16 protein-coding genes are annotated in these 20,106 nt (G+C 59.4%); 4 read left to right on the plus strand and 12 right to left on the minus strand.

Annotation, left to right across the window (positions count from 1 at the left end; genetic code table 11):
- Position 1 precedes the first annotated feature (1 nt).
- A complete protein-coding gene (locus tag BMF35_RS00235; protein ID WP_047006193.1) occupies positions 2–1,225 on the minus strand; it encodes a saccharopine dehydrogenase family protein in 1,224 nt (407 codons plus the stop codon).
- A 191-nt stretch (positions 1,226–1,416) separates the two neighbouring features.
- Here BMF35_RS00235 and BMF35_RS00240 point away from each other — a divergent pair, with 191 nt between their 5' ends.
- Positions 1,417–2,229, plus strand: a complete 813-nt coding sequence (locus BMF35_RS00240; RefSeq protein WP_236781577.1) for a FadR/GntR family transcriptional regulator — start codon at positions 1,417–1,419, stop codon at positions 2,227–2,229.
- A gap of 15 nt (positions 2,230–2,244) precedes the next feature.
- On the opposite strand, the gene BMF35_RS00245 is transcribed toward BMF35_RS00240, so the two are convergent.
- From BMF35_RS00245 to BMF35_RS00275, 7 genes are all read right to left on the minus strand, one after another.
- A complete protein-coding gene (locus BMF35_RS00245; protein ID WP_052765948.1) occupies positions 2,245–3,465 on the minus strand; it encodes a mandelate racemase/muconate lactonizing enzyme family protein in 1,221 nt (406 codons plus the stop codon).
- On the minus strand, positions 3,455–4,822 hold the full coding sequence (locus BMF35_RS00250) for an MFS transporter (RefSeq protein WP_047006194.1): 1,368 nt from the start codon (positions 4,820–4,822) through the stop codon (positions 3,455–3,457). Before BMF35_RS00250 ends, BMF35_RS00245 begins: the two co-directional genes overlap by 11 nt.
- A complete protein-coding gene (locus tag BMF35_RS00255) occupies positions 4,819–6,573 on the minus strand; it encodes a glycoside hydrolase family 2 (protein WP_052765949.1) in 1,755 nt (584 codons plus the stop codon). The genes BMF35_RS00250 and BMF35_RS00255 overlap by 4 nt, the downstream gene beginning before the upstream one ends.
- Complete coding sequence (locus BMF35_RS00260; protein WP_156172060.1) at positions 6,570–7,502, minus strand: sugar kinase; 933 nt, start codon at positions 7,500–7,502, stop codon at positions 6,570–6,572. Before BMF35_RS00260 ends, BMF35_RS00255 begins: the two co-directional genes overlap by 4 nt.
- Before the next feature lie 4 nt (positions 7,503–7,506).
- The gene (gene manD / locus BMF35_RS00265; protein ID WP_047006196.1) at positions 7,507–8,715 is read right to left on the minus strand and encodes a D-mannonate dehydratase ManD; all 1,209 of its coding nucleotides are present in this window, start codon (positions 8,713–8,715) and stop codon (positions 7,507–7,509) included.
- Between the two features lie 170 nt (positions 8,716–8,885).
- Positions 8,886–10,409, minus strand: a complete 1,524-nt coding sequence (locus tag BMF35_RS00270; protein WP_047006593.1) for an arylsulfatase — start codon at positions 10,407–10,409, stop codon at positions 8,886–8,888.
- 95 nt (positions 10,410–10,504) lie between these two features.
- Positions 10,505–11,908, minus strand: a complete 1,404-nt coding sequence (locus BMF35_RS00275) for a mandelate racemase/muconate lactonizing enzyme family protein (RefSeq protein WP_156172062.1) — start codon at positions 11,906–11,908, stop codon at positions 10,505–10,507.
- 267 nt (positions 11,909–12,175) lie between these two features.
- Between BMF35_RS00275 and BMF35_RS00280 the strand changes: the two genes are divergently transcribed.
- The 3 genes from BMF35_RS00280 to BMF35_RS13715 are packed head-to-tail and all read left to right on the plus strand — an operon-like array spanning position 12,176 to position 13,972.
- Positions 12,176–12,964 carry a hypothetical protein gene (locus BMF35_RS00280; protein ID WP_156172063.1) on the plus strand — a complete coding sequence of 263 codons (789 nt, stop codon included), beginning with the start codon at positions 12,176–12,178 and terminating at the stop codon, positions 12,962–12,964.
- A 2-nt stretch (positions 12,965–12,966) separates the two neighbouring features.
- Positions 12,967–13,764, plus strand: a complete 798-nt coding sequence (locus BMF35_RS00285) for a hypothetical protein (protein ID WP_047006199.1) — start codon at positions 12,967–12,969, stop codon at positions 13,762–13,764.
- 13 nt (positions 13,765–13,777) lie between these two features.
- Positions 13,778–13,972 (plus strand): hypothetical protein, encoded by a 195-nt coding sequence (locus BMF35_RS13715; RefSeq protein WP_162273593.1) that lies wholly within the window; start codon positions 13,778–13,780, stop codon positions 13,970–13,972.
- 39 nt (positions 13,973–14,011) lie between these two features.
- Here BMF35_RS13715 and BMF35_RS00290 read toward each other — a convergent pair whose 3' ends face one another.
- From BMF35_RS00290 to BMF35_RS00305, 4 genes are read right to left on the minus strand one after another with little or no spacing between them, the layout of a single operon-like run.
- A complete protein-coding gene (locus BMF35_RS00290; RefSeq protein WP_047006200.1) occupies positions 14,012–15,391 on the minus strand; it encodes a glycoside hydrolase family 28 protein in 1,380 nt (459 codons plus the stop codon).
- The gene (locus BMF35_RS00295; protein WP_047006201.1) at positions 15,388–17,259 is read right to left on the minus strand and encodes a glycoside hydrolase family 2 protein; all 1,872 of its coding nucleotides are present in this window, start codon (positions 17,257–17,259) and stop codon (positions 15,388–15,390) included. The genes BMF35_RS00290 and BMF35_RS00295 overlap by 4 nt, the downstream gene beginning before the upstream one ends.
- Complete coding sequence (locus tag BMF35_RS00300; RefSeq protein ID WP_052765951.1) at positions 17,259–18,602, minus strand: hypothetical protein; 1,344 nt, start codon at positions 18,600–18,602, stop codon at positions 17,259–17,261. Before BMF35_RS00300 ends, BMF35_RS00295 begins: the two co-directional genes overlap by 1 nt.
- Positions 18,602–20,092: a UxaA family hydrolase gene (locus BMF35_RS00305; RefSeq protein ID WP_206539545.1), complete on the minus strand. Its 1,491-nt coding sequence runs from the start codon at positions 20,090–20,092 to the stop codon at positions 18,602–18,604. Before BMF35_RS00305 ends, BMF35_RS00300 begins: the two co-directional genes overlap by 1 nt.
- Positions 20,093–20,106 lie beyond the last annotated feature (14 nt).

Below are 20,106 nucleotides of genomic sequence, written 5' to 3' on the forward strand. Positions count from 1 at the left end.
GTCAGCGCACGCTCTCAACCGCGAAGGTCAGGCCGGAATGCGCCTGCAGGCGCTGCACCAGCTTGTCTCCCAATAATGTGGCAGGCGTCCAGAACCCGCCCGGTATCTCGTCCGGCACATCCTGAGCTAGGCAAGCAGCGGCTTGGGCCAGCATTTTCGCCGTCGAACCATAGCCCGGATCACGGTCGCCGGTGACACGGCAGCGCACCTCCTTGCCCGAGTCGGTAGTACCGATGAACAGCATGTCGAACATGCCATTGCGCTGCTCCTCAGGGCTCGGCCCTTCCCCCGGTTTCGGGAGAAACACGTTCTCCAGCAGCCAGCGCGTCGGCGGCACGGCCAGCCCGACCGTCAGCGCCCCCAGCCCCCATTTCGTCAGCCGCGCACAACGCTTGCCCCTGCCGCCCCGCCCCGTCGCCATAGCCTCCTCGTATTTGAAGGTGGTGCCATAGGCATTTCCGCTCAGCGCGTTGGAGCGATGGACGATGCGGGTATTGATCGCCGCCATGATGAACGGTGCGATCCAGCTATTCACCCGCTCGTCGAAAGAAAGGCCGACGCTGGGCTGGCGGACCGAAAAGTCATGGTCGGGCGGGCAAAGGCTGTAAGGGTTTTTCAGCTGGCGCTGCAGCTCCTTATTGCCCGACGCTTCCTTCACCATTTCGATCATGCTGGCGACCGTGCCCCCCGATGCCCCGCCCTTGGCGCGCATCACGCGCATGTCGATCCGCTCGCACGCTTCGCCATGACTGGCCTTGGCTTGGGATTGCAGGAAATGAACGCCGAGGTCTGAGGGGATGGAATCGAACCCGCAGCAATGCACGATGCGCGCGCCCGTCTGCTTCGCCTTCGCCTCGTGCTGCCCAAGCATCTTGGCAATCCAGTGCGGTTCGCCGGTCAGGTCGCAATAATGCGTACCGCTCTCGGCACAGACCTTCACCAGCGTATCGCCGTAAAGCGCATATGGCCCGACCGTCGAGATGACGACCTTCGCCCGCGCGCACATGGCCGCAAGCGCCGCCTCGTCACGCGCATCCGCTACAATCATTTCGATATCGGACATCCCGATTTCGGCGGCGACATCCTCCATCTTCGATTTCGAGCGCGCAGCGATAGCCCAGCTAACCGAGCCATCGGAAAACTGTTCATGCATGTAGCGCGCGACGATCTGGCCGACAAAGCTGGTCGCGCCGTACAAGACGATGTCGAATTTGGTGTCGGTCATTGGGCCTCGAGACGCATGTGTATATGGTAGGGCAAGGTTCGTCCGGGACGCTGCCCGATTAGAACGCCTGAGCAAAGGACAATCCTCAACGAGCGGTCAAATGCTTGACGTAAAGTCGTCGCGGCAATCCGATAGATGAAGTCCTATCGCAACGCCCATTTCCCGTCACGCGGCAAGGCAGCGTGGGAACGATGATCCTGCCGCTTGCAAATGCCGGTACGGAAGGGCTAATTTGCATCATGAGCTCAAGCCCGTCACGAACCGGCACGCGTTTATACCAAACGCTCGCCGAAAAAATCTCGCGCATGATCATCTCCGGAAAGTTTCAACCCGGAGATCGTCTGCCCGCCGAGCGGGAATTGGCATCCATGTTCGAGGTGAGCCGGCCGACGGTGCGTGAAGCCATTATTGCGCTGGAGATCGAGGGACAGGTCGAGGTTCGCCTGGGATCGGGTGTTTATGTCATCAGCCGGACGCCAACGAATGAAGGCGTAGAGCAGGATATCGGCGCGTTCGAGCTTACTGAAGCCCGCTTGCTCATCGAGGGCGAGGCCGCCGCGCTTGCCGCGAGCAACATTACCGATGATGAAGTCGCTGAACTCGAAAAGCTGGTCGACGAAATGGAAGCCGCTAACAAGTCCGGGGCCGGTGCGGGCGAAATGGTCGACGAGCGTTTCCACGCCTTTTTGGCAGGATGCACGCACAACAGCGCCATGCAATCAGCCGTCCAACATCTCTGGACTGCGCGCAACAGGTCGCCCCAGTGCATTCTGGCGTTCGAAAAGTCTCGGACAAAAGGACACAAGCCTGTAATCGACGAGCATCGCGCCATCGTAGAAGCCTTGCGGTCGAGGGATCCCGCAGCGGCCCGATCCGCCATGCGCGATCATCTTGGCCGGGTGCTGCAATATCTGCTCGACTCCACAGAAACTGAAGCAATCGAGGAAGCAAAGGCAAAAGCTGCGGCGCAGCGGGATCGCTATCGGATCAGCAATCGCCTTTAGACCGTCTGCGCATCGCTAGTTTGCGTCGGCGCGAATGCGCTCCTCGATCGGCGTCAGACCCAGACCGGGCGTATCGGGCACTTGCATGATTCCATCGACCGGAAGCATCGTCTCCTCGAAATAGTCCCAGAGGCTGGCCAAGCGAACTCTGCCCGGATGTTCCTGCGTCCGGTTTGCCGTTTCCGCCCATGCCACATAATGCGTGTGCGCTGCCGAAAGCAGAGTGGGCCGCGCATTGTGGACCGAGATCGGCAGATCACGGACATACGCCATCGATGCCACCATAATCCCGGGCGTCAGACCAGAAAGTTTGGACACATCGGGATTCAGCAGGTCCGGTTTTGCTTGATCGATAAGGTCGCGAAAGGCGAAAGGCGTGTACTCGTGCTCACCATTGGCGACCATGATATCGCATGCATCCGAAACCTCACGCGTGCTTGCATAGTGGTGCATCGCGCAGGGCTCTTCAAAGACCTCGACGCCCAATTCTTCGTATAGCGCCCTGCCCACGATGATTGCCCTCGCAGCGCGATAACCGTTGTTGGCATCGACATAGAGCGGCACATCGTCGCCGATCGCCTGCCTGACGGCGCGCGCGGTAGGCATCGTCGGATCGTCTGCCGGGTCCACGCCCTCCTCCCGGATAGCCATGCGCACCTTGATGGCTCGGAAGCCCTCTTCCATCAATTCGACTGCGCGGCGGGCCGCATCGTCCGGGGTCATCAGGCGATCCTCGCCGAGACTCCTGCTGAAAGATCCGTAAACCGGGAAACTATCGCGGACCTTGCCGCCCAGAAGCGCCCAGACGGGCACACCCAGCAGCTTCCCGCGCAAATCCCACAGGGCGCAGTCGACCCCGGCCAGCGCTTGGCTCGCCAAGCCGCCGGGGCCCAGTTCATCGACTTCGTAATAGCCCTTTGCCCACAAGCCATAACCATTGAAAACGTCTTCGCCTTCGTAGAGCGGAGCTATTTCCCGGCGCACGACGTCGGCAACCAGTCGACCGCCGGAATGTCCAGCCTCGCCCCACCCTGCGGTCCCATCGCTCGCCGTGACTTTCACGAAGATCGCCCTGCGCACGGCAAAGGCTTCGACAGATGCGATCGTGATTTGACCGACATGGCCCGCCAGCTGCGCAAAAGCGGGCGCAGCGACGAGTCCCATGCCCGCGCCCAAACCCGCGGCGGCCGCCTTGAGCGCGCCACGGCGGTTGCAGGCCTTTGAGCTATTGCGCATCGTATGATCCTTCGACGATTGCCCGATGTGTTTCACGGGTCAGCGGATAACCCCAGATAAGCCATCCCGATAGCAGCACGCCGGCGAGAGGGATAAGAGCCATGATAGCCTTCAATCCCCAAAGTGTGTCAGCTGTCTGCTCGACATTCGGCGTGTAACCTATGGTGACGAGGAGAAAACCTAGCAGCGCACCATTGATCCCGAGCGCCAGCTGTTTTGCAAAAGATGCGATGCCGAAAACCTTTCCGTCGTGACGCTGCCCTGTCTTCCATGCGTTATATTCGACTGTGTCCGGCAACATTGCCCAGAACAGAACCTGATATGCGATATTCGCTGCCGATATCAGTGCGATCAGCAGACTGGCCACGACCGGATCGCGCGATGTCGAGAAGAAGAATAGCAGGTAAGCGACGACGCTCACCACGTTGGCGACAAGCCATGTGGTGCGCTTGTCGATCTTTCGCGCGACCCCTGCCCAGAAGGGCGCAAACAGCAGATTGATGACAAGCGCAAATGGCACGATCCGCGGCACGAGGTCCGGCCGTTCCAGGTAGTAGGTGACGTAGTAAACTAGGCACTTGTTCGTCATGGTGAAAGCGAGGCTCGACACGATGATGCAGCCGAAAATGCGCACCAGCGGTCCGTTTGCGAACGCCATGCGCACGGTTGCGCGGAAATCTTCGACAGACGCGGCAACGGTGAAACCGGAAGGATTGGCATCGCGCAGCCTCTCCGGCTCGCTGGTATTCGCAAAGACGATCCAGAAGAACGGCAGCGAAATAAGACCTGTCAGGCCTGCGGCCAGAACATAGGTTGTGGACTGGGTTTCCTCACCCAGCGATTGCACCAATTGCGGCATGACAAAAGTGACGAACGCACCGCCGGAAAATGCAAAAAACATCCGCCAGCCGGCCATGCTGGAGCGCTCGCCGGAGTCTTGCGAAATGCGGGCTGAAAGAGAGCTGTAAGGTATGGACACCAGCGAATAGGCGGTGCGCAGAAAAATTTGGCTCAGAAGCGCATAAAGAAACAGGCCGCCCTGCTCCCAATCGGGTGTCAAAAAGGCGAGCATGAAGGCCACCACAAGCAGCGGTGACGCGAAGATGAGATAGGGGCGATAGCTGCCCCATCGCGTCCGCGTGCGGTCTGCGATGGCACCGATCACAGTATCGGCAAATCCGTCCCACAGGCTGGCGATCAGGAACACTGTACCTGCAAGCGCCGCATTCAGCCCGAGCACATCGGTATAGAAGGGCAGCAACAGAAGGTTGAGTGTTTGCCAGAATATGTTGAAACCGAAATCGCCGACCGCCCAGCCAAGCATTCCGCGACGCGCCAGGGGCCTGATCTCGCTCATTCGGCAGTGCTCCACAATCTGCGCAGCATCCACGCCGCCATTTTCGGTTCGCGCGTACGGGTGAAAACGCCCTTTAGATTATGCACAACGCGTCGACCGTGTTGTGCCGTGCGGAAATCTGCAAAATTCCAGACATGGCCACCGGCAACGGAAGGATGGTTTTCTATCGCTTTCCAGTAAGCGGAGATGAAATCCTGCTGATATTCTTCCGTGAAAAGCTGATCGTAACTTGCGTGTTGACCAGCCATCGCATCTGCACCGAATTCCAGCACGACAATCGGCTTTCCTTGAGCCGCGATTGCATCGAAATCCTTATCCAAAGCATCGACAGCGGCGTCGAGGCGGCCCGGTATCGTGTACCAGCCGTGGTAGCGGTTGATTCCGAGAAAATCCGAATGAGCAAACGCCGGGTCGTCATTACCGGCATAGCCGACATTGGCATGGCACATCGGTCGGGTTGGATCGAGTGTACGCGCATGGGCGAAGAGATTCTGCCAATATGGCTCAGAGGACTGGCGATATTCGCGCTCTGCCAGGTAGCCGGGCTCATTGGCGAGCGACCACGCAATCACACAGGTGCGGTTCGCGTCGCGGCTGATGAGTTCGCCAACCGCGCGCTTGTGGTTGGCAAGCACCGCCTCGTCGACCAGCCGGAAATCGAGATTGATCGAAAAGACCTCGTCAATCACCAGGATGCCGAATTCGTCCGCGAGGTCGAGAAACTCTTCGCTATACGGATAGTGCGAGGTCCTTACCGAGTTCGCGCCGATCCATTTCAGAAGATGAAAATCCTTCACCAATTGCGGCATGTTGACCGCCCGACCGTGCAGTGGGGACTCCTCATGCTTGCCAAAACCCTTCAAGACGATTGGCGCGCCATTGAAAAAGAGCGTCGTGCCTTCGACCTTAAAGCTGCGAAGGCCGATCCGCTGCTCGCACATATCCAGCACGGTTCCGTCGGGCGAGAGCAGTTCGAGCGACAAGCGGTAGAGATGCGGGTCTTCGGGAGACCAGAGGCGCGGCGATGCAGGGTCAAGCCGCATTTCAGCTTTTCCGGCATCCAACTTCGCTTCGCGTTCGGTGCTTGTGATGCCGTCCGACAAGGTCGCGCGAATATGTCCAGCACAGCCCGCATCGACGGAGAGGGTGACACCTGCAAGATCAGAAACTGCGCGCCATCCCGTGATTCCTCCGGCCGGTCGCTGCAGTAACAGGACGGGCCGGTTGAGGCCGCCGTAAGGGAAGAAATCGAAACGTACCGCCGGTAGGTATTCGTCCTTCGGTCGCCCCTCTTCGGCGTATGTCGCGCTGGTGATGCCCTGCGTTGCCTCGTCCGATCTGAGCTGCGCGTCTACCCGCACGACAAGCCGAGCTGTCCGACCGTTCGCCAATTCTTTGGGAATGGCGCATTCGAAAGGCAGCATAGGCGCGCTGCTCCGACCGACCGACACGCCATCCAGCCAGGCCTCGGCATAGTAATCGGCCGATCCGAAACGCAGAACGAGCTCATTTCCTTTCGCCGGTTCGGGAAGGAAAACATCGGTCTGATACCAACCCGCGCCGCAGAAATTCATATATCCGGCCTCGGCAAGCTGCTCGTTCCAGCTTCCCGGTACCGCCACGTGAAAGGCCTCACTTTCGGCGATGCCCTTTTCCCAGTCGGGTCTCGTGCCCTCTTTTTCGAAAGCGACGCGCCAAAAGCCCGACAGATCCCGCGCACTGCGGAACGAATTGTTTTGCGGGCCGATCAAACCGGCATCGCTTCTGCGGGAATGATGGCGCCGGGATGCATCACCACCTCGCCTGCCAGCCTGTTCCCCGCCGCTGCTGCTTCCAGTGCGGTGGCCCCTGCGAGGTAGGCCGAGAGAAACCCTGCGTTGAAGGAGTCGCCCGCGCCCGTAGTGTCGTAAGCATCGCGCGGCTGAGCAATGGGAACTCGCTCGGCGGTGCCATCTTTCGATGAGACGACGGCTCCTTCTGCGCCTACCTTGAGCACGACGAGATCGACGCCTGCATCGTGCCAACGGCGAATTGCTTGATCTTCATGTGTATCGCCGTGGAGCGCCCGCTCATCGTCGAATGTAGGAAGCGCGATGGAACAATGCCCGGCCATAGATGCGACTGCTTCGCGCGCGGCAGCAGGATCGGCCCATCCGCGCGCACGATAATTGCCATCGAACGCGACATGCCCTCCCCTGGCGCGCACGGATCGAGCGAGCTCGGCAATCTGCGCTCGATAGTTCCTGTCGAAAAGTGAGAGCGTGATGCCAGAGAGGTAGAAAACGTCGGCTTCCGACGCATTCTGCAACGCTTGCGCGCTACCTTCAACTTCATGGAAGCCGCGGGCAGCCGAACTGTCGCGCCAATAGGTAAATGTGCGTTCTCCGCTGGCGTCTGTCTGGATTGCATAGAGGCCGGGCAGGCGGTCATGATGAACGAGCAGGAGATCGTCGCAGACTCCCTCCGCAGTAAGAAAAGCCCGCATTGATGCGCTGTAGGGGTCTTGCCCGGTCGCACTCATGAAATGCGTTTCCAGTCCCAGCCGTGCGCAATAAATGGCCACATTGGCGCAGTCGCCACCGAAGCTGATGCTCCACATTTCCTGATCGGGAACGCGGCTCAGTTCGATCATGCATTCGCCGAAACAGACGATGCGCTGGCTTCGCTGTGGACCGGTCACCTCGTCACCAGTTCCACATCGTGCCGTCTTCCAGGCGCGCGACCGGCAGCTGCATTGGCTTGTAGGGATACTTGGCCGCCTCTTCCTCGTCGATATCGACGCCGTGTCCGGGCGTCTCGCCTACCAGCAGGTATCCGTCCTCGAAGGCGTAGTTGTGGGGGAAGACAGCGTCGGTCTCCGGCGTATGCCGCATATATTCCTGTATGCCGAAATTGGGGACCCAGCTGTCGAAATGCACGGCCGTTCCCAGCGTCACGGGGGAGAGGTCGGTCGCACCATGGCAGCCCGTGCGAACCTGGTAGATTGCTGCGTAGTCAGCGATGCGGCGCAGCCCGGTCACGCCGCCAGCACCGACAATGGTGGCGCGTATATAGTCGATCAGCTGTTCACCGATGAGATCCTTGCAATCCCAGATCGTGTTGAAGATCTCGCCGACGGCAAGCGGCGTGACCGTATGCTGACGCACAAGGCGGAATGCCTCCTGGTTTTCGGCAGGCGTACAATCTTCCATCCAGAAGAGTCTTGCAGGCTCGAGACTCTTGCCTAGCCGTGCTGCCTCTATCGGCGTGAGGCGATGATGTACGTCGTGCAGGAGATGGTGGTCGAAGCCAAACCGGTCGCGCAATGCCTCAAACAGCTTGGGCGCGTAGTCGAGGTAGCTGGTTGTATTCCAGAGCGTCTCGCTAGGGAGCGCGGCATCGGCTGGCTCGTAGTACAAGTCGCCCCGGCCGACGCCATAGGCGCCTTTCACACCGGGAATACCTGTTTGGGCGCGGATTGCCTTATATCCCATCTCGATATAACGACCTACTGCATCGACGGTCTCGTCGATATCGCCCCCATTGGCATGTCCGTACACCATCACGCGGTCGCGGCTCTTTCCGCCCAGCAGGTCGTAAAGAGGCATCTTAGCCGCCTTTGCCTTGATGTCCCAAAGCGCGACATCGACAGCCGCAATCGCACGCATGGTGACAGGACCTCGGCGCCAATAGGCGCCTCGATAAAGGAACTGCCAGATGTCCTCGATCCGGCGAGCATCCTTGCCTATCAGTGCAGGGCAGACGTGATCCTCGAGATAGGAAACGACGGACAATTCGCGGCCATTGAGCGTCGCATCCCCAATGCCTGTCAGCCCGCCTTCTACCTCGATCTTGAGGGTGACGAAGTTGCGCCCCGGGCAGGTCACTATGACGCGTGCCGATTTGATCTGCATGTCGATTATCCTCCCGCCGCCCGTTTGCGAGATGAAACGGATCGAGTTGTTTCTTTCACCGGGAGTATTGGCCTGTCAAGTCTCAGACATCTGTCTTACCAATTTGCGAAGCATGCAGCTAGTCATGGACATACGATCGCAGACGGCTGCCACTGTCCCGAAACCGCGACCTACCGGGCAACCGACCTCATCCAATTCTCATAGGCTTGGGCGAAAAGTTCGACACGCTCGGGATACAGGCCAGCGACATTCCGGGTTTCAAGGGGATCGGCGGCAAGATCGTACAATTCCCACGATACGGAATCGGCCTCGCCCGTTTCCGCGTGCGAAACGAGTTTCCAGCGACCCTCGCGCACCATCCGGCCACCGCCCCATTGATTGAAGATCGCGCGATCGGCTGGAGAGGTTTCGTCCGAAGGGATCAGCAGGCCCGACAGGTCGATACCGGCAAGCGCAGGACTATCCGGCTCCGGGCCAGCCGAAGGATCATATTCCCGCCCTGTCAGAGAAAGAAGAGTGGGGTGCAGGTCGATCAGATGCGCCGGCTCCGTCACGATTGCGCCTGCCTGCCCGACACGGTCCGGCCAATGGGCGATAAAGGGAACGAGCAGCCCCCCATTGAAGCTGTAATTCTTGTAATAGCGAAGCGGCGTGTTGGCGACCTCCGCCCAATTCCTGCGCAGGCTTGCCCAGCGGCCGACCGTTCCAATCGGGTTTGCCGATCCGATATCGGTGCCCTCTTGGGTCAAGACCTCTTCCGCACTTGCGCCGTTGTCGGACGAGAAAATGATGAGCGTGTCGTCAAGCTCTCCCTGATCTTCGAGCCAATCCAGTACGCGGCCGATGTTGCGATCGAGATTGTCGATCATCGCCGCATAAACTTCCATCCGGCGCGCCTCGTCCTGCCGCTCCTGTTCACTGAGGCGCTCCCAGTCGTCCCATGCCGGATGGGGTCTTGGCGCTTCGGCAGCGATCAAACCCATGGCCGTCTGCCGCGCATATCTGGCATTCCCGATGGCGGCGTATCCGGCATCGTAACGACCCTGATGGCGCGCGATGTCTTCCGGTCGCGCGTGCAGAGGATCGTGCGGAGAGGTGTAAGCAAGATAGAGCAGCTTCGGCTCGTCGCGATATTCGTCGAGCAACTCGATCGCCCAATCGGTAAAGGCGTCCGTCGCATAGAAATCGGCATCGGTACCGTACAAGCCGCGCCGACAGTCACGGTCGACGCACCACCAACGCCCATCCTCCTCCTTCCGCGCGGGCTCCGCCTCGCCCGCGCGTGCCTGCGTGCCCGGATTGAAGTAATTCGCCGCCCCGTCACGCAATCCACGATATCTGTCGAACCCGCGATCCATCGGGTGGGTGGTGCTGTGGTGTTTCCCGACCATCAAGGTGCGGTATCCCGCTCCGCGCAGACTCTCTGCAATTGTCACGCCGCCCTGCATGGGCACGCGCGCCGACCTGTCCGTGCCGGTCTGCTGCGGATAAAGCCCGGTCAGCAGGGCGGAGCGAGAAGGAAAGCATTTGCCAGTGGAATGAAAATTGGTGAACCGCACACCGCGCGCCGCCAACCTGTCGAGGTTGGGCGTGGGGACCTCAGAGCCGTAGCAACCGAGATCGGCAAATCCCATATCATCGGCCAGTATTATGACGACATTGCGTGGTGCGGCCGGACGGGCAGAGTTTGCCATTCCGGCGCCGGACTGGCGAGGAGGAAGGGCTCCGTATGCCGCGAGCAGGCCGAGCATTCCAAGCACGGTCCGCCGGGCGAAAGTCGGTCTTTTTGCTATGCGCACGACTCCGTGATCTGCTGCAGCGAAGACAGGTAATCCGGATCGAAGGTGATGCCCAGCCCCGCCCCCTGTGGCACCGGCAGCCGACCATCGCGTGCTACGAAACGGCCTCCGCCGAGCGTCATCTCGTAAGGCACTTCATCGGGATCACCCTTATATTCCTGGTAATCCGTCGTGTTTTCCAGAAGGCTGGCAAAATGGGTGGCATACAGACTGCCGAGGCCTCTTCCGGAAATATGCGGTACGGTCTGCTTTCCCAGCAGCGCCGCCATCCGCGCGACACGCATGCTTCGCACAAGGCCGCCGAAATAAATGAGATCGGGCTGCACGATCTGCAGCGAATCCGTCGCGAGATGCCATTCCAAGGCCCGCATGCTGGAGTCTTGCTCGCCTCCCGCGATCGGGACCGCAAGACTGTCGGCGACGATCTTGTTTTCGATAAGATGATCGAACGGCACCGGCTCTTCAAAAAAGCCGTAATCGTGCTCCTCCAGCATACGACCGAAATGTAGCGCGGACTCCACATCATAAGACCCGTTGGCGTCGGCATATATCACCATATCTGGGCCGAAGGCGTCACGGACCATGGGTATCAGCGCGCTATCCCGTGCATCACTCTGCTCCGTCTGGTGCATGCGCGCGCCGAGCTTGAATTTCACAGCCCGAGCGCCGCTTGTGCCGACGTCGCGCTGTAAACGCTCCACAACCCATTCGGCGCTCCGCTCCCTATCCCCGTTGGCGTAGTAGACACCCGTACTATCGCGAACCGGATCGCCCAACAGCCTGTTGATCGGAAGGTCCAAGCGCTTGCCAAACAGATCGAGCACTGCAAGTTCCAGCCGCGCGATGGCACTCCAGAACGGCAAGCCCTGCCACTTGTAATTGCTGTCTTCGAGATAGACACCTTCCAGCAAGGCCTCGTAGTCGCGCAGATCCTTGCCGATGAAGAAAGGCGCGATGCGATTTTGCAGGACAGGCCAGAAATCGGGGAAACGGCGATTATTCGTGAGCGTCCATCCCACACCGCCATCCGTATCCATGATCCGCACGAAATACTGATCGTCGCGCCTGAGGATGTCGATCCGCTCCACGATGATCGGCGTGTTTCCAAGCAGGCTGCGGCGCAGCACCGGCTGCGCTGCGACTGCGCGCAGACGCGCCACGAGATCGCGAGACGGGACCGCATCGGAAACTTGCTCTCGATCCGATGAAAATGCCACGCGAGGAAGCGCCATGCCGCTCGCCGCAAGCGCCCCGATGCCCGAAATCCTGAATAAATCGCGGCGTTCCATTCCCACCTCCCTTTGCCTCACCCAAAGCTTGCGTTCTGGCACCACCGAGGTATTACCAATTAAAGATTTGGTCAAACCAATCTCGAGTGGAGTGTCGTTGTCCACTGGGGGTCGGCAAGCGCTGGCTTTGTATAACAGTCGCGGGGTTGTTCTCACATTCCCTTGGATAAATCGGTGCGAGCCGATTGAGTGAAGGAGCAACCGATTACCTCGGATCAGGGCGATGAGGCGTATTGGTCGGGAGAGATCGTAGTGTCAGAATATTTCTCGCATGCCGTTCATGCCGACGACTCGGTAGCATTGATGCTCTCGTCGCCGCGTGTGGGCGAACGATTCAAGCAAGTGGCACGCGACTATCCGTCCTTGATGCGAATGGGCTCCATTCAACGCGCGGGTCGCTTTCTCATCGAACCCGTGCTGACGGATATTCGCAACCGCCCTGAAGACGCGCGCGGCGCGGCGTATGACCGGCGACTGGCGATCGCATTGTCGCTGCTTTCGCACATCGCGGCAGACAGCTATTTCAAGCCTGTCTACCGGGAGATTGCGACCGAATATTACGACAACGAATATCGCCATTCGCCCAGCGACATGCGGATCATGCAGGATACGGCTTTGTGGCATTTGCGGCGCGAGATGCCCCTGGCCCAGAACGATCCGAAATATGATCCGCTCGTCTTCGAGCACGCATTGCGCTTTACATCGCAGCAATCGGCTGAACAGGCGCGCCATTTGGAGCATATGTTCGGTGGCCTCATCGTCCAGCAATTGCTGCAGCTGCATGAGCTGTATCCTGAGGGTGCCGATGCTGGACGAATGCTCCGCGGCTACATCATCGCGCTCGATCCTATATATATCGATACCGCTCGCTATGCCGATCTTTCCGCTCAGCCGTACCTGAACCACGCGCAGCGCTATCTTATCGAGCCGCGTTTCTATGATCCTGCCGACCCGTTCATCGCCTTGAGTGTCGATGTGCAAAACGGCGCAGACCCGGATCCCGACCGCTTGCAGGAAGCGATGTCCACCGATCCAGCCACGCTATCGCAGTGGGGCACGTCTTTGCGTTTTGCCGTAGAATTTTTCGAGTCTGCTCAACGCTATGTCGACGGCGAAATTGCACTCGGCGAATTCACCTCTTCCCTCGAATTGGAGGACTGAAGATGAACCTGATTTCCGGCAAATTTCACTGCGACCGGCGCACACTCTTGGGCGGGATCGCGGCCCTCTCCGCGTCACTGGCAATGCGGGCGACCGTCCTCGCGCAACGCGGGCGGTCGGCAACCGGGCTTCCACCATCGCTCATGCGCTCTGCGGTGATCCACGATGCACTGGTGCTGCTGGTATCCGATGAAGATATGGACGGCGAATGGCAGGATGCCTTCATACCGCTGCCGCTCGAAAAGTCATGGGAATTCTCTTACGCTTATGGGAGCAGCGCTCTTGCAGAGCGTCGTGACCTGGTCTTCTCGGTCATCGCCCGAACGGCCGAGCAGTGGGAGGGGCGCGAAGAAGCCTATGGCGACCTGCAACGATACCGTGGCGGAATGGTCGAGCGCGAGCTCGTTGCTGGTGCCGGACTAGCTGCCGCCTTGGCGTCCGAACAGCAACTGACCGTTTTTCCGCAATTTGCAGATCCGATGGATCTCGACGCACATTATCTGTCGGGCATGCTCGGGCCGGAATTGCCTGGCGAGGAGATGATGGCCCGTCTCATTCGGCTTCAATTCGAGCGGGCGATGATCATGATGCATACTGTGGAACCCGACCTTGACGGGACGGGCAGCGACGATGCGATGGCAATGCACGCTGTCGACAATATCGATGTCGGCGATGTGAACCGGTATCTCGACAGGTATGTGGAATGGGTACTTGGTGCGGATGATTTTTTCCGCTACTCTCGCAAGGCGCACGATTGCGGCAGCCGGCAACCGGGCCGCTGTCGCGGCGCTCTTCGATAAAGACGATGCAATTGTGCGCGCGGCGCGAGATTATCGTATCGGCCTCGGCACCCCCAGCACACCGGGGAGCTGGTCGGCGCAATCACCCGGTACAGCATTCGCGCGTTGTGTGCAGGCCGGCTATATGGCGACGCGACTGATGGTCGATGCAGCGCGTTATCCGGATCGACGGGCAGAAGCCGAGCGAGACCTCGCCGCACTGCTCTGAGGCTAACCTTCGGTCACAAGGACGTGTCTCCAAGGCGCGTTAGCGAGATACCCCGTCGCTGTCCAAGGGCAGGTCATACAGCACATCTTGCATGAACATGTCGGCACGCGTACTGGCGCCATGCTGTTCAACAATCGCGATGTCATTAAGACTTAGGCCGCGAATATGGCCTAGGGCGAAGTGCGCATTTGCCGAGGAATAGTCCACGCTACCTCTCTGTCCCTCAATTTCAATATTGCCGCGCGGCTTGCTTGAAGCGGTAGCAAGATCGATCGGGCCGCTTACCGATATCGTTATGTTCTGTAGCGACAAACCTTCAATCGGCGCCTCAGGGTTGCCGGCGATAAGACTGGCCCCGCCAGTCATGATCGTCATGTCGCGGAATACGGTGTCGACTACCCTGCCGAGGGAGCGATCCGCGTCGCGCCGATCGATATCGATGAATATGGGGAACTGGCGCAAGTGCCTGCCGCCGGTCTCTATATCAATGTTTTCAAAGACATTGTTTTGATGCATGCCGCCGTCGATCATGAAGATGGCTATGCCGTAGCGCGAATTCCGGATTTGCAAATTGCGGAAAACGGAGTTGGTCACGCCAACATGCGAGCTGGTGCCGAACTTCAAGGCCGCGTCATCGCTTTCGAGATAGCTGTCTTCGACAAGAATGTTGTCGACCGGTCGCTGACCGGATTTGAGGACAATCGCATCGTCTCCGGTACGAATATCAACGTCACTGATCCGCATATTGGAGGTATCGCGTATCTGTATGCCATCCGTGTTCGGGCTGCGGGGATCATTCCGGATGGTGATGCCCGTCGCACTTACATCCGAACACGCATGGAACCGCACAGCGTAAGCAGGCATGTTCGTCATGGTGATGCCCGAGAGGTGCGTATCCCGGCAATTCGCCAATTCGATGACAGGCCCGGGCCGCGGTAGTGTGGGTCGCCTCAGGCCGCTATCATAAAAATCCTCGTCCCAGAATGCCTCGCCATTGCCTTCGATCCGCCCTGCCCCATCGATCCGCAGCCCGGTTACACCATCGGCCAAAAGCGCAGCGCGTACGCTCGCCGTCCCTTCATCCTGCCGGATGATCGTTTCGGGGAACAACGCAATATCGGGGTGCAACGAAAGGACCGCGCCATCGTCGATCAGGAAGGTCATGTTCGAGCCCAGACGCACGGTACCGGTAGACCAATCGCCGGCCGGCACCAGCACAGTACCGCCGGTTCCGGAACATTGATCGACAGCCTGCTGAATAGCGTCAGTGTCGGCCGATTCGTCTCTAGAAACAGCACCGAAATCGCGAATGTCGCAGCGCTGAGAATTGCTAGATGCACCGGCAGCAAGGGGGAATGCCAAAAGCGCAGTTAAGGCAGCGAGCATCCCGCCGACAAAGCGAGCCCAATGGCGCTTCACGCTTCGCCCGCCTTTCTCCGGTAGAAATCTTGGAGGACAAAGAATGCCTGTTTCCTGCCGCCTTCGGGAGATACCAGTCCTTTCCGATTCCATAGATCCTGAAACCGACCGTGCCATCGCCGCGGCGAACGAAAATCCTTGAGCAACCAAGGCGCAAGACCAACGCATCCCGGCGTCGTTTCTACGACCTTCAGCGTTTCCTCGTAAAGCCAAGCCTGATAGTCTTCGGTCCAGCGTTCTTCCCGAGGGCCGCGGTGGCCATAAAGGGCACCCGCTCCGAACTCCGAAAACATCATCGGTTTTTCATAGCTGTTGCGGAACGAGACCTGCGAAATTTCGCCAGGCGTGCGATTGCCGTACCAGCCCTCGTATTGATTGATCGCCACGACATCGAGGCTCTCACCAAGCGGATCGCGCACTTCGATGATACTCTCGCCGTCGCGCACGCCGCCGACATCGACGTTCTTGTTGAGCGCGGCGGTAATAAGGCGCGAAGGATCGAGCGATCGCACGTCGGCAATTACCGTTTCGAGAAAACGTGTCCTCTCTTCACTTTGCGGTGTTTCGTTAGCGACCGACCACATGACTACGCTCGCTCGCGATCGGTCGCGCATGACCAATTCCGTCATCATCTGCCGGGCGAGAGCCAAGGTGCGCGGGGAATCGTAGGCAATTTCCTCCCAGTAGACCGGGATTTCCGCCCAGAGCATGATCCCCATTTCGTCGGCCAGTCGAGCGACGTGATCGGCATGAGGGTAATGTGCCAGTCGCACGAAGTTGCAGCCAAGCGATTGCGCCTCCGCCAATAATGCCCGTGCTTCAGCCTGGCTGACTTCGCGCGTCGCCTCTGGGCCGAAAGCCTCTTCATGCATGGAAATGCCGCGAAGGAATATCGGCTCGCCATTCAGCAGCACTTCGCGTCCTCGCGTTTCGATCGTGCGCAAGCCTATGGCATCGATCAAGCGATCGCTCTGCGTTTCGACCGTCAGGTCGTAGAGCTGCGGAGCATCCGGTGACCAGCGGGTAAGGCCCGCAATCGCGATGCGAACAGTGGCGCGGCCCTCCGCATCGGTTTGCGCAGCATGCGTACCATTGGAACCGGAGAGTGAAACATCTAGCGAGGCATTGCCTGCGGATTGTCCGTCCAAAGCGATATCGACCAAAAGCTCGTCGCCATCGAGCCGCGCATACACGTCGCGAATATAGTTGGCCGGAACTTCCACCAGCCAGACGGAGCGGGTAATACCGCCCCAGTTTTTCCAGTCGAAATCGAGACCGGGAACGGTCTCTGGCCCGTGACGACTGTCTGCCCGGACCACCAGATCATGCACACCGCTGCCGGTGCGCTGGAGAATATCGGTGATGTCCACCTGGAAAGGCGTAAAGCCGCCTTCATGCCGCGCAATTTCCACGCCGTTCAGCCATATCGTCGCTGCATAATTTACGGCTTCGAAATAGAGGATTTGTCGCAAACCCTGTTGCGGTCCCGTCTCCAGGGTTCGATAGAAATAGACCGGGCCGTCGTAGTAATGCAGCTCGGGCTCAGCGGTGTTCCAGTCGCCCGGAACGGTCATCTCGTCGCTTGACGACCATTCATATTCGATCAGCCCGGTATCGTCGGTCTCGATCCGGTTCTGCCAGAAAGATCGCCGCCCGGTGGGCTTCCTTCCCGCGACGTCGAAGGGATCGAGTATATAGCGCCACGTCCCGTCCAATGCCCGGCGCTCCCTTCCGGGCAGGTTGCCCAGTCCCAGCGTCGTCGGCGAAACACTGGCCTGCCCGAAAGCGACCCCGCCAGCAGCAACAAGCTGCACCGCTGCAATGGCCCCCAGTCCGCCTTTCAGCGTATTGCGGCGAGTAGCGCGCATCACGACGCTTCCCTCGTCAGGTATGCGTTCACATCCTCGCCGCGCATATCCCTGAGATACAGGCTGAGAAACCGAAGGGCGAATGTGGTGCCGACGTCGCGATTAAGCAGTTGCAGTCCGCCGCCTCTTTGCTTCTGCCTCGTATTGATGACCGCTCCGGCCAGGTTGGGGTCGGGATGGTCGCTGGCGAACCGATTGCGGATGATCCAATCGGCAAGGGTATCGATCGTCTCGTCGAATTCCGCATAACCGTATTCCTTCAACCGCAACATAAGGATGCCATTGAATGCGACTGAAGAACCCGTAACTTCTGCCCCATTCGTTTCACCATCGACAGTCGTCCGGTAATACAACGTCCCGTCATTGCGCATTACGCTCTGTGCCCAGCGCGCAGTGCGAGCCGCACCTTCGAGATACCGCCGGTCGCCCGAAATCTCGTATGCCTGCAGCAGAGCTTCGGCATTCCAGACATTGAAACGCGGATGGACCTGGCTGCCATCGGCATTGTTCGGTTCGAAATTGAGCCAGAGGCCGCTTTCATGCTGTCGTTCGAGAACGCTGTCGGACTGGGCAAGGAAGCGGTCGCACCAGGCCTGCTCGCCTGTATGCCGACACATGTCCTCGAACAGAAATCCTTCGATGTTTGGGCGGGCCATCCTATTGATGGGCAGCGTCTCCCGCGCGGCGCGCTCCGGATCGCGCGGAACACCCTGCGTATGAACATCCCAGTCGCGATAGACGAGGCCAGTTTGCGGCTCGATAATGTTGTAGAACAGCCATTCGCCGCCCGGGATATCATCAGGCACGCGGGTATTGTCCCATAGCCACCTGCCCGATCGGGTGGCCGAATTCGCATAGCGAGCGTCACCTGTCGCGCGCGAAAGAGCGAATAGGCCGGGAGTGCCGTCCGATATGGTGGTCCAGTTTATGAGATCGCCCAAGCGGTCGCCATGCGCTGCCCATACGAGGCCGGCGAGCGGGTGCTCGCCCGCAAATTCCGTGGAAACCCACCAGTCGCCACCTCGCCTAGCCTTATCGATCAGGTCCGGTCGGTCCAGTACAAGGCCGGTTTCGAGAAGGCCCCAGATCAGCTGGCCGGTGTGCCAGTGCGTTTCGTAAGTGATCCACTCGCTGTCGACCACGGAATAATCGGCGCGGCCGCTGCCGTCTTCGGCGAGAAGGACATTGCCAGCAAAGACTGACATCTCTTCAAGCGCGCGGATGATTTCGGCTTCGCGCTGTTCATCGGCGGAAGAGGCGTCCAGCGCCAATGTATCGGAGGCCGGAAGGGTAGCGCACGCTCCGAGAGCGAGCGCGCAACACATGATGCTGAAAGACTTCATCAGACAACGGCTCCCATTTGCCAGGGTACGAATTCGAGATCGCCGAACCCCAGTTTTTCCGATTTCGATTCTTCGCCCGAAGCAGTCCTGAGAATCAGGTCGAAAATTTGCTCTCCAAGATCGTCGAGGCTCGCGCCTTCGAGCACTGGCGAGCAATCGAAATCCATGTCCTCATCCATGCGGCGCGCCATCGCCTTGTTCGACGCAAGTTTGATGCACGGCGCTGGCTTGGATCCGAACACGGAACCCCGCCCGGTCGTGAAGGCGAGCATATTCGCGCCAGCAGCCATCTGTCCTGTGGCGGAACAAGGATCGTAGCCCGGACTATCCATGAACACGAACCCGGTCTGGTCGATGTTCTCTGCGTAACGGAATACACCGCGCAAAGACATCGAACCCGATTTCGCTACCGCCCCGAGGGACTTTTCAAGGATGGTGGTAAGTCCACCGGCAATGTTACCTGGCGAAGGGTTATTGTTCAGTTCGGCATTGTTGCGCGCCATATATTCGGCCCACCAATCGAGCCGCGCCTCAAGAGCGTCGCGAATTGCTTCGGATTTGGCTCGCGCGAATAGCAATTGTTCCGCCCCAAAGATTTCCGGTGTTTCGGAAAGGATCGCGGTCCCTCCCGACTGCACCAGCAGGTCGACTGCACGGCCCAAGGCGGGATTTGCTGTCACGCCAGACCAACCGTCGGAACCGCCGCATTGCAGGCCAAGGGTCAAATGCTCTGCGGATACCTCCTGGCGCGCCAATCCACTTTGCCCCTGGACAAGATCGCGAACGATCGCGCGCCCTGCCTCCACAGATTTTCGAGTGCCGCCCTCGTCCTGGATAGTCAGCGTTCGGAGCTCCACCCCGTTTCGCTTCGCCTTCTCTTCATCGGCGAAGCCGGAGAGTTGCATCATCTCGCATCCTAGGCCGACGACGAGCACTGCCGCGAAGTTCGGGTGGTGCAGATACCCTTCGAGCGTTCGACGCAGATTGTCCGTGCCGTCGCTGTCGGGCGTCATCCCGCAACCCGTCGTGTGGGTGAAGGCCACCACCCCGTCGACCGATGGGTTGTCTTCAAAAGCCGCTGCAGGGAAGGCTTCGGCGATAGCTCGCGCGACGGTCGCGGAGCAGTTCACACTGGTCAGGATGCCGATGTAATTGCGCGTCCCCACTCGCCCGGACGCGCGAGGATACCCTTGAAAGGTCGCCGCGCGAGAATGCAGGCTGGCCGCGTTCTGGCCGGGGTCGACGCGTCTGCGGACGTCACCCGTCCTTGCGCTGACATTGTGGACATGGACGTGTCGGCCGACCGCAATATCCGATGTCGCAACACCGATTATCTGCCCGTATTTAAGAATTGCCTGACCCGTGGCGATGGGGGAGACAGCAATTTTGTGCCCCGACGGCACATCGTCCTGCGCCTGCACGCCCTCATCCACAACATCTCCCGCCGCCACATCCTCGAGGCAGAGGGCGACATTGTCGGCAGCGTTCATTCGAAGAAGGCGAG

The sequence above is a fragment of the Aurantiacibacter gangjinensis genome (genome assembly GCF_001886695.1).
GTDB classification, from domain to species: Bacteria; Pseudomonadota; Alphaproteobacteria; order Sphingomonadales; family Sphingomonadaceae; genus Alteraurantiacibacter; species Alteraurantiacibacter gangjinensis.